Genomic DNA, 12,616 nt, shown 5'->3' on the forward strand with positions numbered 1-12,616 from the left:
GGTCAGTTCTCGACGAGACCCGCAAGCTGCCCCGTGACGAGGCCCCATCCCTCGGCGAGGCCCAGCTCATCGTGACGGGCACGAGCTCCCGGGTCTCCGTGCCGAGCGACGATTCGATAGAGAGTGCCGTCCGCGTGGTCGGCAAGGGTGACCTCGCCGGTCACCGGCACAGGCAGCGGGCTCGCTGGGCGCAGCGTGCTGTCGACCGCATTGGTGAACACGAGGCGCTCCGCCTCGTCGACGACGAGGAACGCTGCATCCATATGAGGTGTGAACGCAGAGCCGTTCTCGCTCATCATCGTGACGAATCCGCCGCCGGCGTGCGGTGCGAACGAATCGACGCGGCAGGTATACGGCTCAGGGATCCACCATCTCGCGAAGAGCTCCGGCGTCGTCCATGCCTTCCAGATCGTCGCGCGCGGCGCGCGGATCATCCGCTCGATGACGAGGTCGAGATCAGGGTTCATGAGTTCTCCTTGCCGAGGTCGATGACGAGTTCTTCCAGACGATCCGTACGCTCTTCCCAGATCCGGCGCTGGGCGAGGAGCCAGTCCTCGATGAGTGCGAATCGATCGCGGCGGAGTGCGCACATACGCACCCGACCCGTTTTGGACGTGCGCACGAGTCCGCTGTCCTCCAGGACACGTACGTGCTTCAGGAATGACGGCAACGACATAGACGTGTCCGCGGCAAGCGCGCTCACGCTGACCTCCCCTGAACCGAGCCGGTGTACGACGGCGCGACGAGTGGGATCCGACAGCGCAGCGAAGATGTCGTCGAGCACTTCCAAATAGTTAACCACATGGCTAACCATAGGCGAGATCACCCCGAAGCGGTAGCACCCACGGGCGCCAGGTGAGGATTGCGCGCGGGGCGCCATCGATGCTCGTGATCCCACCAGGCCGGTCCGCGGATCACGGGCACCCCGGCGTTCATCCGCACTTCCCAGAGCGACAGGTGCAGGGTTCGGTGGTGGTGCCAGCACAGCAGCACCCCGTTGTCGGTGTGGGTCGGTCCGCCGTCGGCATATTCACGGACGTGATGCACTTCGCACCAGGATGCCGAGACGGTACACCCCGGGATGACGCACCCGCCGTCACGGAGCGCGATGGCTCTCCGCTGCAGGGCGTTGAAGATGCGAGCGGACGTGCCGAGGGCCACGATTCTGCCGTTCTCGTCGAAAAGGACCCGCTGGATGCCTCCTGCGCAGCCGCTCTGCACTGCGACGCGCATCGGCACGAGGTCGCCGGTGTTCATGAGGGTCGCCCACCCGCGGCCTTCAGCGAAGTCCTCGGCCTTCACCGCCACGACCAGGGTCGGCGCAGCGCCACCCAGATCGGGCATCTCGCCGGATCGAGCCGCGACGCTCATGATCGTCGCCAGGGCGTCGTGCACCTTCTGGGCGCGCGTACGGTAGTCCACAGCATCCGGATGCGGAAGGTCGGGATCTCCGCACGCATCCGACGGCTCGAAATGCACGCCCAGGTCCTCCGGCCCGTCGACTCGGGGATTCAGGATGCTGTCGATCAGAAGCTGCAGTTGCGCTGCCACGTCGGGAAGCAGTTCTCCGCGCAGCGGGGCCAGACCTTTGCGCACGGTGCCGAGCCGCAGGTACCGCCCGCGACTGGCGATCTCATCGGACGGCTCCGCACCGTCGGGGTCGAGATAGGAGACGAACGCCTGCGACAGCACCTTCAGTTCGTCGGGCGTGGGCAACGGACCGAGGACGTCGTGCTCGGCGCCGGTCGCGTCCCGTTCGGTGCGGATGCCGGTGGCCAGAGAGCCCAGTTGCCGGTCTGCTTCTGCGAGGTCTTCGCGACCGATGCGCTCCGCCGCCGACTCCAGCGGCTCCGTCGCCGAGAGGAAGCCGTCGAGCCCGAGGTCGCCTTCGAGCATCGCCCGGCGCAGCTCCGGATACCGGGCAGGGAGGAAGGCGCCGTCTGTGATCCCCCGCTCGCGCCGGGCGATCTGCGATGCCTTCATCAATCGCCCCGCAACGCGCGCGTCGACGAGTGTCAGCAGCCGGACCATATCGACCGGACGAGCACAGCCGTACTGCGTGCTGAGCCGCTCGTCTCGCACGCACTCGGAACGCTCGCGCACCTGGACAGCCGCTTCGATCTGCAGGCTCTCCAGACGTCGCTGCAGCTGTGCCGTGACGACGAGAAGCCCGGCGATCTCTTCGCCGCGAAGGTCGGGAATCGTCTCGTTCTCGAACAGATCGCGCGTCATCGCGGCGAGGGTGTCATCCAGACGCTCGAGCCGTTCGACAACGCTGTTCATACCCTCCATTCAACAGAGGGCCACCGACATTGAGAGGGTCTTTTCGGGCTGATCAGAAAACACTTTCAAGACTGTTCCACGGTCGCTGTCCGAGCGCACTGCACGTGGTCAGCACCCTCCGGCATTTGCTAGCATCGTCCGTGATGAAGACCAGCCAGGCCGCTGTCGGCCGCTCCCGGAACGGCAATCTGGTCGTTCCCTGATCCGCGCTCCTCCTTGTCGTGAGCGACCCCCTCGAAACACTCACGACACCACAAGGAGCACCATGACAGCGCACTTCAACCACACGATCATCGCGTCCACGGACCCGGCGGAGATGGCGCGGTTCTACCTCGACCTGCTCGAAGCGGAGCAAGCCCCGTCCTGGGGCCCGTTCACCAACATCCGCACCGCTGGTGGCGTCCTGCTTCAGTTCGCCGCCCCGCCGATCGAGTTCCCGCCCCAGCACTACGCCTACCTGCTCGACGACGAGCACTTCGACCGCGCATACGCCAAGATCACGGACAGCCGAACAGAGCACTGGGCCGACCCGCAGCGGTCACGGCCCGGAGAGATCAACGGCGAGCACGGCGGCCGTGGTGTGTACCTGCTCGACCCTTCCGGCCACTACCTGGAACTGATCACCCGCCCCTACTTGTGAGGAGCGGACCCGCCCACCGTTCCCGATCGACCTGCTTCATCCGGGCCCATCGGGATGCGATTCGTCATACGCACGGGAGACCTTCGCCGGCACGACCATGCGCCACGCGTCCACGACCAACTCGCGCGCCTCGACCGGCTCCAGCACAGCGAGAGCCGCGTGCACCCAGTTGAAGCGCAGATCCGACGCGGCGGGCATCTGGAACTTGCGAGGGTCTCCACCGACCAGCGCCTCACGTTCCTCTTTCGGGAAGGCGAAGCCCATCACGGTCTCGTCCAGCGAGAACGCGACGTAGACCAGCTGACCCACGCGGAATTTCAGCCGTCCGCGGATGCGGACTGGATAGGAGCGCTCCAACTCCGAGCCGAGCGCTCGCACATCATCGACGACCGCCATGTCAGGACTCCTCTACGCCTTCACGTAGCCACGGGCCTCGGTGATCCTGCCCTCGCGGATGCGGATGAGATTCACACCGCGGACGCGTTCCCCCTCACCGGGACCCCAGCGAAGAACCCAGGGCGCGACGGCGAGATCCCCGAGGATCTCCGCGGGCTCCGGCGAGAAGGTCAGGTTCGAATCGCGAGCGAGTTCAGACCAGCGTGCCAGGCAGGCTCGCCCGCCTTCGTGACGCGCTCCACCGGGAGCCGGACTCGTGTCCTCGATCACGCAGTCATCTGAGATCAGATCCTCGAGAAGTGTCGGATCGTGGGTTCGGAACGCTTCGTTGTAGCGGCTCAGCACCTCAACGATGGTGCGTCCGGGCACTTCGGTCATGGTGATGGCTCCTCGACTGCGGATGGTGTCGTCAACCCGTCACGGCGACGACGCAGGAGCGCAGCCTCGGCCGGGTTTCCGGAGAGCTCGATGGCTCGGTCGTAGGCTTCTCCCGCCAACCGGGTCCGGCCCGCACGGCGCAGGAGGTCCGCACGAGTCGCATGGAACGCGTGGTAGTCGTTCAACGTCTCGGAGAGTGGGTCGATGATCGCCAGTGCCGCATCCGCACCCGCCAGTTCAGCGACCGCCACCGCCCGGTTGAGCGCGACGATCGCAGATGAGTCAAGCCCCATCAGCTGGTCGTACAGCGCCAGAACCTGCGTCCAGTCGGTGTCATGCGCATCTCGGGCTGATGTGTGCACGGCGTTGATCGCGGCAAGAATCTGATAACGACCTGGTCGCGTTCCGGCTGCCAGGCGCTGGCGGACGAGGGAGTGCCCCTCGTCGATCAGCGAGCGGTTCCAGGCGCCTCTGTCCTGCTCGTCCATGGTCACCAGCTCACCGCTCGCCGACACTCGAGCAGGACGGCGCGCTTCGATGAGAAGCATCATCGCCAGCAGACCTGCGACTTCGCCGTCATCCGGCAGGAGTTCTCGGACCAGCCGAGTGAGGCGGATGGCCTCTGCCGTGAGGTCATCCCGCACCGAGTCGGTGGCCGGTGTCGTCGTCAGGTACCCCTCGTTGAAGACGAGGAACAGCACGGCCAGCACTCCCGACACACGCTCCGCAAGCGCACCGGAAGAGGGCACGTCGAAGGGGATCCGTGCCCGGCGGATGTGAGCCTTGGCTCGGGTGATCCTGCGCCGCATCGTGTCTTCCGTCACAAGAAAGGCGCGCGCGATCTCCGGCGTGGTGAGGCCGCCCATCATGCGCAGTGTGAGAGCCACTCGGGCCTGCATCGAGAGCGCCGGATGGCAGCAGATGAAGACCAGCCGCAACCGGTCATCATCGATCGCGCCCACCGGTGGGGCCGGCTCGTCGTCGACCATCATCATCGCCTCGTTGTGCTTGCTGTCGCGTCTGTTCTCGCGTCGGATGAAGTCGATCGCCTTGCGTGTCGCGGTACGTGACAGCCATCCGCCCGGATTCGGCGGAACGCCGTCAGTCCGCCAGCGCTCGACGGCGATCGCGAACGCCTCGCCGGTGGCCTCTTCGGCCACATCGAGGCTGCCGAAGCGTCTGGTCACGGTCGCGACGATCCGCGACCACTCTTCGCGGTGGGCCCGAAGAATCGCCACCTCGATGTCACTCACTCCTGAAGGACCGGCCATATCTCGACCTTGCGATTGCATGCCTTGGACCCGTCGCGCGCGATCCGCATCGCGGCTTCGGGACCGGCCGCCTCGATGATCCAGAAGCCGCCGAGAAACTCCTTCGACTCGAGATAGGGCCCGTCCTGGACTATCGGTGAATCGCCTCGGTTGTCGACGGCCACCGCCGTGCGGGGTCCTCCGAGTGCGCCGGCGAAGACCCAGTGACCCTCCGCATGCAGCCGCTCGTTGAACGCGTCGATCGCCGTCGCTTCCGCAGCGCGCACTGAGTCATCACCGCCGGTGGGGTCCGGTTCGTCATCGACTACGGAGATCAGATACTGCATGACATTCTCTCTTCCACCGCGGCATCCCTCATGGGTTCTGTTCACTGCTTCTACGAACGACGTGCCCCTGATCGGACACGATACGACAGAGATCTCTTCATCAGAAGGTTGCGTACTGCGGGCGACCTGTGGGCCGGAACCTCTGAATCATGACCCCGTTCGAATCAACGTGGCAGTCGATCAGGCTCATCGCGATGTCGCGACCGCCGTCCGCGAAGAGCCGAGCACCCTGCCCGACGATGACGGGAATCGTGATGAGTTCCATCTCGTCGATGAGGTCCTTCTCCAGCAGCCACTGGATCAGACGGCTGCTGCCGTGCACCTGCAGCTCTCCGTCGCCGGTGGCCTTCAGCTCGGCTATGGACGCGAGTAGATGCTTGGCGAGGATCGAACTGTTCATCCAGCTCGGTTCGACGAGAGTGCCGGATGCCACGTACTTCGGCTTCGCATTCAGCGCGACCCCGATGGGATGCCGCTTCAGATCCTCGATCGTGCCCCAGAAATCGAAGAGCACCTCGTACGTTCGCCGGCCGAGGAGGAACGCGTCGGCACGCTGGAAGGTTGCGGCGATGTGATCGCGAGTCTCGTCATCACCCGCGCCCCTCGCCCACCCGCCTCGTTCGAATCCGCTCTTGAGATCGTCCTGCGTCGAGCCCCCGTTGCCCTGGGTGACTCCGTCAAGGGAGATCTGGGTGATGGTCGTGAGTTTCATCTCTTCGCGCTCCGTGATTCCGGCATCCGCCCGCCGGATACCTCCACCCATGCAACGAACAGCTCACGTCGAATCGGACCCGACGCGTCGCTCAGCCGAGGTGCAAGGCGTCCGAATGGCGTCGCGCAGCGAGGCCTTCCGTACGTCCGGGCTCAGCGGCCGGGCGAACGCAGACCGTCGAGCAGCACCTCCGCCATCCCTCCGATGCACCGGCTCAGCTCGGCGAGTCCTCCGGCGCCGGCGGATACTTCTCCAGTGCTTCCGGGTCGCGCAGCCCATCGGGATCGGACTCGAGGAGCACATCGATGCCGGTCCCGTGGTTCTCCTGACCGTCGTGGATGACGATGACCGTACCTCCCGCGATGGGGGCATGTTCGCGTGGGGTGGTCAGCTCCGCCCTCACTTCTCGCGCGCCGTGTTCGGGTCCGAGACGCGCAGTCACCGAGAACACCGGCTCGTCCCCCTCTTTGCGGCTGTACCGTCCCGTCCACGTGAGCTCGCTGATCGCCGCGATCGTGCGCGTGCCGCGCTCGCGCAGGTCTTCTCGGCGCAGGTGGCGTGCGTACCGGCTGTGCAGCGTTCGGCGGAACCACCGCACACCGAGCAGACCGAGCAGGATGAGCAGCCCTCCAAGACCGGTGACGCCGAGAGCGACAAGAGGCTGCACGAAACCGGGACCGGCGACGAGAAGACCGAGCCCCGCACCCAGCACCCCCGGAATGTCACCGACGAGCCGAGGCGCTCCTCCGGTCTTCGACCAGGGCTCGGACGTGTCGAGGAAGATCACGAGACCGATCCCGATCAACATCAGCAGGATCGGCACCGGGACGGCCCAGGCCGCGTGTACCGCAGGCCAGCGGACATCGAAGAGATGCGTGAGAGCAGGATCGGGGTTCTGCGGGCAGACGTGCGCGTTGTTGATCATGGCGCACTGCGGGTCCATGGTCGAGAACACGAAGGCTGCGAGGCCGAACATCGCGATCGCCCAGCAGACCGCGACCGCGGTCGTCGTGCGGATCAGTTGCGTCCACCCGCCATCGGGCACAGGCAGTACCGTCATCATCTCGGCCCCGCTCTGTCGGCCCAGCCGTCGAAACGGACATCGTACAGGGCGTCCGGGTCGAGTGTGTTGTGACGGAACCGGATGCTGCGACCGATCCAGCGCTCCGGCCCCTGTCCCCAACTGTCGTCCTCACCCCAGTAGAGTCGGCGGCGCAGGATCGCACCGGTGTGTGTCTCCTCATCGGGCAGCTCGGCGAGGATCAGGAATTCGTATGTGGTCTGATCCTCTCCACCGCCGGGATGGGTGAAGACCTCGTGGAGACGGCCGACGGACACCTGTCCGTCGGCGTACAGCGCGGTCATCCGACGCTCCTTCGCGTGCGAGCTGAGGATCGCTCCAGCCGTCATCATGGCGATCCCGAGGCCGGCACTACCGAACAGTCCCCACATCCACGACGGCGCGCCGGAATCGAACGCACCCCAGACGCCGAATCCGATTCCCAGGATCGGGGCAGCGATGAGAACGCAGAACATGCTGCCCAGCAGAAGCCAGAGGCCGACGGCCTCCCACCGCGCCCACCGGCGAATATCCGCCCTCGTCTGCGGAGTGCGTGCACGGCTCTCCCACTCCTCGCGCTGCCGCCTGGCTGAGCTCCGGGCGCGACAACCCTGCCCCTGCATGCTGGCGTGGTCTCGCCACCAGCCCTCGCTCTGCTGCTCGGTCACCGGCGCCTCCTCCGTGCCGTGTCGTCGACGATACCGAGGAGCAGGATGTCCTCAACATCCTCAGGGGCCTCGGTGTTGTGCCGAAAGCGCACGGTCTGCCCGACCCGGGGCTCAACGCTCTCCGAAGTGCGGACCTCACGACATATGCTGCGGCCAGCGCGCAGGTCCGCGGTGATCGTCAGGGCGTACTGAGGCTGGTCCTCGATGTCCGAGGTCGTGTCGACAACCCCTGTGATCCTGCCGAATGTCTCCGTGCCGTCCGCGTAGCGCGCTGCCTCCAACAGGAGCGATGCGACGCACCAGGGAATGGTCAATGCGATCAGGGCGACCAGAGCCGAGGGAACGATCCACCACGGAGCATCCGTGAGGAACCGCAACGCCGGGATGAACAACCCGGCGAGCGCAAGGACCATCAACCCGACGAAGCCCAGGGCGAACGCGCCCGCGCTGACGATCGCGAGGACGAGGAAGACACTCCTCAGCGCTGTCCAGCGGCGGATTCGAGCCCTTGTCTGCGGAGTCTTCGCCAGGGAGAGCCAGCGTTCGAGGTCGGAGCTCATGGCTCGAACCTCGTGCCCCGCTCGGCTTTCCGACGGGCCTTGGCGCGCAGGCGTCGGAAGGCATCGCTCTGCGGGATCGTCGTCACGGTGGGAGCAGGATCCTCGGGATCCTTCGGTGCAGTGATCAGCACCCATTGATGCGCCGCGAAGTCCTCGGCGCTGCCGAACCCAGGGATCCACGGGAGGTACCAGCCACCGCGCGCCTCCGGCCCGAACAGACGCTCCGCCGGGATGATGTCGTCGAGCCATCCGTCACCGACCTTCGCGATCCAGTTTCGGAGCGCCTCGTGTATCCGGGCTGCCTGGTGCTCATCGAGTCGGTGATCGAGCGCGATGAACGTCGGGGAGCTGTCACCATCGCCCCCGCTGCGGTCATGCGGAGCACGATGGATCGTGCAGGGTATTCCGTGCTGGAAGATCCGCACGTGCTCCGCCAGGTCGTCTTTCCGCACGCTCAATCGCAGCAGCAGCACGCCGACCGCGATCAGCAGCCAGATGAAAGCCCCGATCCACACGCACCAGAGGAACCAGGTCGGCCACACGTCCGCACTCTCGCCGAAGAAGTTCTTGCTCCACTTCTCCCCCGTCGGGTCGTGGACGGCTTCGAAGCCGAGGAACACGATCGCCGCCAGCGGAAGGCACACCCAGAAGATCGGCGCGTAGATGAGCTCGGTGCGGGCGAACCCGTGCGAGTCCTCCCAGAGTCCGACCTCTTCTGCGGACTCCGGTCGAGGCGCTCGCTCCGCACGCCGACTGACCCGAGGCGGGTTCAGAGTTCCCGCCCAGATGCTCTGCGGATCGGCGGGGAACGAACTCCGCGCACCCCGCAGCTCGCCTCCGAAAGGGGAACGTTCGGTCCTGAACTTCATGGCTCCGATGAACGGAGATCCGGTGCGCACCTGAGACCAGCGTCCCCGTTCGATGCGGGCGCGCACACCGTCGAGGTCGAAGCCCGCGCGGGGCACATCGGTGTGCGGCTCCGAAAGCAGGCACCGCATCGTCGCCGGGGCATCCGGATCCTGCTCTGCGCGCAATCGCGTCCGAGGCGCCTCGAAGCACCTCACCTCGATCTGGGTCCCGATCGCGAAGCGATCCAACGCGCTGCCCGGGATCACATCGGCGAGGCACGCCGCGATCCGCTCTCCGTGGACGTATTCGACTTCGATCAGCCAGGCATCGTGAATCAGCGATCGCACGTACGCGTCATGTGCTGCCGCCGGCGCAAGGCCTCGCATCCAATCAGCGATTCTTCCGATCAATGACGTGTGCCGAGGGTTCCACACCGGCATCGGCGCCGGATGGACGGCTCGCACCACTGCGGAAACCGGCTCGGACGCCAGCCAGGGCAGCGGATCCTGAGTCGTGCCCCGGCGTCGAGCGCGGATGAATCGGAGCAGACCGATGATCACGGGGATGCCGACGAAGCCGCCGACGATGAACCAGACCCACAGGGGCGGATCCTGCGTCTCGGTGCAGCACGTCCAGGTCGCCAGGTCCATCACGCCTCCTCCAGCTCTCGCCGCCCATCCTGCTATTGATCCATTGCTCCCGATCACAGAACCGCAGGTGACCCCGCCATGCCGACGGATTTCTGAGTACGCCGTTCAGGGAAATAGGGTTTCGGAATGACTCGGCCAACGCGGGTCCGCCACAGCACGAAAGAATCGACCACTGACTCCTTCACCCAGACAGCACCTCAAGAGGTACCTGACCCACTGTTCGGGGATCTACATCGCTGAAGCCGTCGCGATCGTCGTCCTCAAGGCGGTGCTTCTAGTTCTCCCGGTCGTCACCGTGTTCCTGGTCGTCGCCCTGATCGGCGAAACCGACCCCGATACTTCGCCTGCCACGATCGTGCTCGTCGTCTTCATCGGCGCATGCAGCCTCGCGCTGGCTGCACTCGGGTTGTTCTTCTTCACGCGTCAGGCACTGGAGCGTCTGCAACCCAAGAACTGGTATCGACGAGTGCACAGCCATCGCCTCAGCGAACAGGACCCGATCGATCCAGGTCTCCCGGAAGGCGCCCTGATCTCTTCGCCGCGCGATCACGGTGCGCTTTACGTCCGAGCCATCGCCTTCCTCATCCTGGGTGCGGCCACAGCCGCACTCGCGGTCTACATCCCGGGACCCTATGCGAACTCGGGCGGGCGGGAGTGGGGCTACAAGGTCGCGATCACTGCAGCGGCGTCGCTCGCTGTCGGCATGGGCGCTGTTCTGATGCCTCTCGCTGTTCCTCGACTCGTTCGTCGTGATCTGGATGCCATCGATGTCGGAGTCAAGCGCGCCGGTGTGATTGTGCGCGGTGGTCTCGAGCTCGAATGGCAGGACATCGCCGAAGTCCTCGTCGTGCGTGACGAGCGGATGACGGAGTACATCGGGCGCAGAAGGAATCGCTTCGTCGCCGAACCGCGCGGCGCGATCAATCCGACGTACTTCCCGGGACACTCACGCACTCGTCTCGCACTGGTGCTGCACGATCTTCCCGGCATCGTCGCGCGAGCACCCCGCTCTGCTCCCCTGTACGCCGACCACACGAACTCCCACGGCTATGCCCTCTGCGACCTCTGGACCTACCCGCGCGAGGAGGTGGACGACATGATCAACGCCATTCGCCCCACCGCCCGCCGCGCGCATGTGCGGGTGACCGAGCTGCACCGAGTCGTCGGGGTGCAGCGCCTTGACTGAGATCCCGGCGTGGCGTTCGGACCACGAAACCGACGCATTGGTCGGCCGCTGTCGTCACCGCTCGGCAGACGCATCTTCGGGCTGCAGTTCCTCTACGATGCTCGTCCCGGTCTCGGGACGCGACTCCCAGGCCCACGACTCCTCGAACCGGACCCGGCCGTCATCGAGCACGACGATCCGGCTCTCGCAGCGGCCCGTCGCCGTCGCGCCGTCCTCACTGAGGTGGACGTAGCGGAAGGAGAGCGTATCGTCTGCGCGCATTCCCACGAGGTACCCCCGTCGGACCTCGCCGCCCGAGTACTCCGCCCAGATCTCGTCGGCATCCTGGTGGTAGTGGAAGCGAGTGGATGGCCCCACCTGACCGGTAGCCGCGTTAGTGACACCGGCGAAGGTCTTGCCGTCGAGCGGAACAGTGGAACCCGTGTGCGAAGAAGTCATCAATGCAGGTTAGCCGCAGAACGGCTCGAGGGAGTTCTTCACCTGCTCGACGGCTTCGATCGCCTCTGGTGCATTCGGGTCCACCTCTGCGAGGCGCTGCGCGCTCATGCTGATCAGGTCGCCCGTCTGACCGCCGATGTCATCCGCCAGCCGCTCCAGAGCGGACACGAGGTCATCCCGGCTCGTCGACACCTGCTCGGCGGTCGCATCCCCCTGATCGAGCACCCCCTGATACTGCACGTAGATCTCGTCGACGCTCGTGCATACCTTCGTGACATCGACACCGACGGTCTCACCGGCTAACTGCGCCACCTGTGAGCACCCGGCCAGAAGACCGATGGCGAGCAGAGGGAGGACGGCGAGTCGACGCATACCGCGAGAGTACCCAGCCGACCTCTGCCTCCCCTGGCAGAGTCCGGATCTGAACCATCCGGCTCGCCCTGTCGTGTTCACAGTATCCACAACGACGTCAGGAGCCATCATGAACTTCGTCACACGCACTGCATCCGCCGCCGCAGCCGCGTTTCTAGCCCTCGGTGGTGCGGCCGCCGCAAACGCCGCACCGGTGATCCCGCTCAACAACGGTCAGGAGACGACGGATGCCAAGGGAGGCGCGCACGGGATGTTCAGCTACACGATCGACGGTGATCAGTTCTGCTACACCCTCGACGTCGCCGGGCTGACCGTCGCCGCGGTCGCTGCGCATGTCCACAGCGCACCCCGCGGCGAAGCCGGTCCAATCCGCATCCCACTCAGTGTGCCGACCGCCACGTCGTTCCACGTCGAGGACTGCACGACAGTTTCCGACCCGATGATCCTTGCGGGTGTGCAGGAGAATCCCGGCGGCTGGTACGTGAACGTGCACACGCCCACATACCCGGGCGGCGAGGTGCGCGGCCAGCTGAAGTGATCGATCGCGTACGGTGAGCCCGTCACGGGCGCTCGCTTCACTGCTGGTGACGCGTATGGTCCGCGACATCCGGCTCCGCTCGGAGCATGTCGGCGATCTCCTCCTCGGGGCGCGGGGCGATGGTCTCGTCGTCCTCCAGTTCGGGAAGGGCGGGCTCGCCGGGAGCGGGTACGTGATCGTGCGTGCGAGACGTGTCATTCTCCAGCATCCGGGACCTGCCTTCCCTCGGCCACAGCGTACGCCGTCAAGCCGCCGCGGGAATCAGGGGTTTCAGCGCTGGGAGGACTGC

The 12,616-nt window shown here is 65.8% G+C and carries 18 protein-coding genes; 3 read left to right on the top strand and 15 right to left on the bottom strand.

Going from position 1 to position 12,616, the window contains the following annotated elements:
* Positions 1-2: 2 nt before the first annotated feature.
* The 3 genes from QF046_RS05480 to QF046_RS05490 are packed head-to-tail and all read right to left on the bottom strand — an operon-like array spanning position 3 to position 2,283.
* Positions 3-467, bottom strand: coding sequence for an SRPBCC domain-containing protein (locus tag QF046_RS05480; protein ID WP_307367044.1), 465 nt, complete (start codon positions 465-467; stop codon positions 3-5).
* Positions 464-784 (bottom strand): helix-turn-helix transcriptional regulator, encoded by a 321-nt coding sequence (locus tag QF046_RS05485; RefSeq protein ID WP_307367046.1) that lies wholly within the window; start codon positions 782-784, stop codon positions 464-466. The genes QF046_RS05480 and QF046_RS05485 overlap by 4 nt, the downstream gene beginning before the upstream one ends.
* 38 nt (positions 785-822) lie before the next feature.
* Entirely contained in the window at positions 823-2,283 is a 1,461-nt protein-coding gene (locus QF046_RS05490; RefSeq protein ID WP_307367048.1) for an HNH endonuclease signature motif containing protein, read from the bottom strand.
* A 265-nt stretch (positions 2,284-2,548) separates the two neighbouring features.
* On the opposite strand from QF046_RS05490, the gene QF046_RS05495 reads away from it, so the two are divergent.
* The gene (locus QF046_RS05495; RefSeq protein ID WP_307367050.1) at positions 2,549-2,923 is read left to right on the top strand and encodes a VOC family protein; all 375 of its coding nucleotides are present in this window, start codon (positions 2,549-2,551) and stop codon (positions 2,921-2,923) included.
* A 36-nt stretch (positions 2,924-2,959) separates the two neighbouring features.
* On the opposite strand, the gene QF046_RS05500 is transcribed toward QF046_RS05495, so the two are convergent.
* The 9 genes from QF046_RS05500 to QF046_RS05540 all read right to left on the bottom strand — a co-directional run bounded on the left by QF046_RS05500 (position 2,960) and on the right by QF046_RS05540 (position 9,793).
* On the bottom strand, positions 2,960-3,319 hold the full coding sequence (locus tag QF046_RS05500; protein ID WP_307367052.1) for an MmcQ/YjbR family DNA-binding protein: 360 nt from the start codon (positions 3,317-3,319) through the stop codon (positions 2,960-2,962).
* A 12-nt stretch (positions 3,320-3,331) separates the two neighbouring features.
* Positions 3,332-3,697: a nuclear transport factor 2 family protein gene (locus tag QF046_RS05505; protein WP_307367053.1), complete on the bottom strand. Its 366-nt coding sequence runs from the start codon at positions 3,695-3,697 to the stop codon at positions 3,332-3,334.
* Positions 3,694-4,968: an RNA polymerase sigma factor gene (locus QF046_RS05510; RefSeq protein WP_307367055.1), complete on the bottom strand. Its 1,275-nt coding sequence runs from the start codon at positions 4,966-4,968 to the stop codon at positions 3,694-3,696. The genes QF046_RS05505 and QF046_RS05510 overlap by 4 nt, the downstream gene beginning before the upstream one ends.
* Positions 4,947-5,294, bottom strand: a complete 348-nt coding sequence (locus QF046_RS05515) for a YciI family protein (RefSeq protein WP_307367057.1) — start codon at positions 5,292-5,294, stop codon at positions 4,947-4,949. The genes QF046_RS05510 and QF046_RS05515 overlap by 22 nt, the downstream gene beginning before the upstream one ends.
* Positions 5,295-5,394: 100 nt before the next feature.
* On the bottom strand, positions 5,395-6,006 hold the full coding sequence (locus QF046_RS05520; protein ID WP_307367059.1) for a dihydrofolate reductase family protein: 612 nt from the start codon (positions 6,004-6,006) through the stop codon (positions 5,395-5,397).
* A gap of 214 nt (positions 6,007-6,220) precedes the next feature.
* Positions 6,221-7,069, bottom strand: a complete 849-nt coding sequence (locus QF046_RS05525) for a hypothetical protein (protein ID WP_307367061.1) — start codon at positions 7,067-7,069, stop codon at positions 6,221-6,223.
* The gene (locus QF046_RS05530; RefSeq protein ID WP_307367063.1) at positions 7,066-7,734 is read right to left on the bottom strand and encodes a hypothetical protein; all 669 of its coding nucleotides are present in this window, start codon (positions 7,732-7,734) and stop codon (positions 7,066-7,068) included. The genes QF046_RS05525 and QF046_RS05530 overlap by 4 nt, the downstream gene beginning before the upstream one ends.
* A complete protein-coding gene (locus QF046_RS05535; RefSeq protein WP_307367065.1) occupies positions 7,731-8,294 on the bottom strand; it encodes a hypothetical protein in 564 nt (187 codons plus the stop codon). The genes QF046_RS05530 and QF046_RS05535 overlap by 4 nt, the downstream gene beginning before the upstream one ends.
* Positions 8,291-9,793 carry a hypothetical protein gene (locus QF046_RS05540; protein ID WP_307367067.1) on the bottom strand — a complete coding sequence of 501 codons (1,503 nt, stop codon included), beginning with the start codon at positions 9,791-9,793 and terminating at the stop codon, positions 8,291-8,293. Before QF046_RS05540 ends, QF046_RS05535 begins: the two co-directional genes overlap by 4 nt.
* 268 nt (positions 9,794-10,061) lie before the next feature.
* On the opposite strand from QF046_RS05540, the gene QF046_RS05545 reads away from it, so the two are divergent.
* Positions 10,062-10,979, top strand: coding sequence for a hypothetical protein (locus QF046_RS05545; protein WP_307367069.1), 918 nt, complete (start codon positions 10,062-10,064; stop codon positions 10,977-10,979).
* 54 nt (positions 10,980-11,033) lie between these two features.
* Here QF046_RS05545 and QF046_RS05550 read toward each other — a convergent pair whose 3' ends face one another.
* On the bottom strand, positions 11,034-11,417 hold the full coding sequence (locus QF046_RS05550) for a hypothetical protein (RefSeq protein WP_307367071.1): 384 nt from the start codon (positions 11,415-11,417) through the stop codon (positions 11,034-11,036).
* Positions 11,418-11,426: 9 nt separating this feature from the next.
* On the bottom strand, positions 11,427-11,789 hold the full coding sequence (locus QF046_RS05555; RefSeq protein ID WP_307367073.1) for a hypothetical protein: 363 nt from the start codon (positions 11,787-11,789) through the stop codon (positions 11,427-11,429).
* A 109-nt stretch (positions 11,790-11,898) separates the two neighbouring features.
* On the opposite strand from QF046_RS05555, the gene QF046_RS05560 reads away from it, so the two are divergent.
* Positions 11,899-12,327 carry a CHRD domain-containing protein gene (locus QF046_RS05560; protein WP_307367075.1) on the top strand — a complete coding sequence of 143 codons (429 nt, stop codon included), beginning with the start codon at positions 11,899-11,901 and terminating at the stop codon, positions 12,325-12,327.
* A gap of 37 nt (positions 12,328-12,364) precedes the next feature.
* Here the strand turns inward: QF046_RS05560 and QF046_RS05565 are convergent, their stop codons facing one another.
* Positions 12,365-12,535 (bottom strand): hypothetical protein, encoded by a 171-nt coding sequence (locus tag QF046_RS05565; protein ID WP_307367077.1) that lies wholly within the window; start codon positions 12,533-12,535, stop codon positions 12,365-12,367.
* Between the last annotated feature and the right edge of the window lie 81 nt (positions 12,536-12,616).

It is taken from the genome of Microbacterium sp. W4I4, assembly GCF_030816235.1.
Lineage (GTDB): Bacteria > Actinomycetota > Actinomycetes > Actinomycetales > Microbacteriaceae > Microbacterium.

Bases quoted from the DNA above. Each gene is read 5' to 3' on its own strand.
- QF046_RS05515 (WP_307367057.1), bottom strand. From the start codon at position 5,294: ATGCAGTATCTGATCTCCGTAGTCGATGACGAACCGGACCCCACCGGC.
- QF046_RS05480 (WP_307367044.1), bottom strand. From the start codon at position 467: ATGAACCCTGATCTCGACCTCGTCATCGAGCGGATGATCCGCGCGCCG.
- QF046_RS05495 (WP_307367050.1), top strand. From the start codon at position 2,549: ATGACAGCGCACTTCAACCACACGATCATCGCGTCCACGGACCCGGCG.
- QF046_RS05520 (WP_307367059.1), bottom strand. From the start codon at position 6,006: ATGAAACTCACGACCATCACCCAGATCTCCCTTGACGGAGTCACCCAG.
- QF046_RS05525 (WP_307367061.1), bottom strand. From the start codon at position 7,069: ATGATGACGGTACTGCCTGTGCCCGATGGCGGGTGGACGCAACTGATC.
- QF046_RS05500 (WP_307367052.1), bottom strand. From the start codon at position 3,319: ATGGCGGTCGTCGATGATGTGCGAGCGCTCGGCTCGGAGTTGGAGCGC.
- QF046_RS05510 (WP_307367055.1), bottom strand. From the start codon at position 4,968: ATGGCCGGTCCTTCAGGAGTGAGTGACATCGAGGTGGCGATTCTTCGG.
- QF046_RS05565 (WP_307367077.1), bottom strand. From the start codon at position 12,535: ATGCTGGAGAATGACACGTCTCGCACGCACGATCACGTACCCGCTCCC.
- QF046_RS05550 (WP_307367071.1), bottom strand. From the start codon at position 11,417: ATGACTTCTTCGCACACGGGTTCCACTGTTCCGCTCGACGGCAAGACC.
- QF046_RS05555 (WP_307367073.1), bottom strand. From the start codon at position 11,789: ATGCGTCGACTCGCCGTCCTCCCTCTGCTCGCCATCGGTCTTCTGGCC.
- QF046_RS05535 (WP_307367065.1), bottom strand. From the start codon at position 8,294: ATGAGCTCCGACCTCGAACGCTGGCTCTCCCTGGCGAAGACTCCGCAG.
- QF046_RS05540 (WP_307367067.1), bottom strand. From the start codon at position 9,793: ATGGACCTGGCGACCTGGACGTGCTGCACCGAGACGCAGGATCCGCCC.
- QF046_RS05490 (WP_307367048.1), bottom strand. From the start codon at position 2,283: ATGAACAGCGTTGTCGAACGGCTCGAGCGTCTGGATGACACCCTCGCC.
- QF046_RS05505 (WP_307367053.1), bottom strand. From the start codon at position 3,697: ATGACCGAAGTGCCCGGACGCACCATCGTTGAGGTGCTGAGCCGCTAC.
- QF046_RS05560 (WP_307367075.1), top strand. From the start codon at position 11,899: ATGAACTTCGTCACACGCACTGCATCCGCCGCCGCAGCCGCGTTTCTA.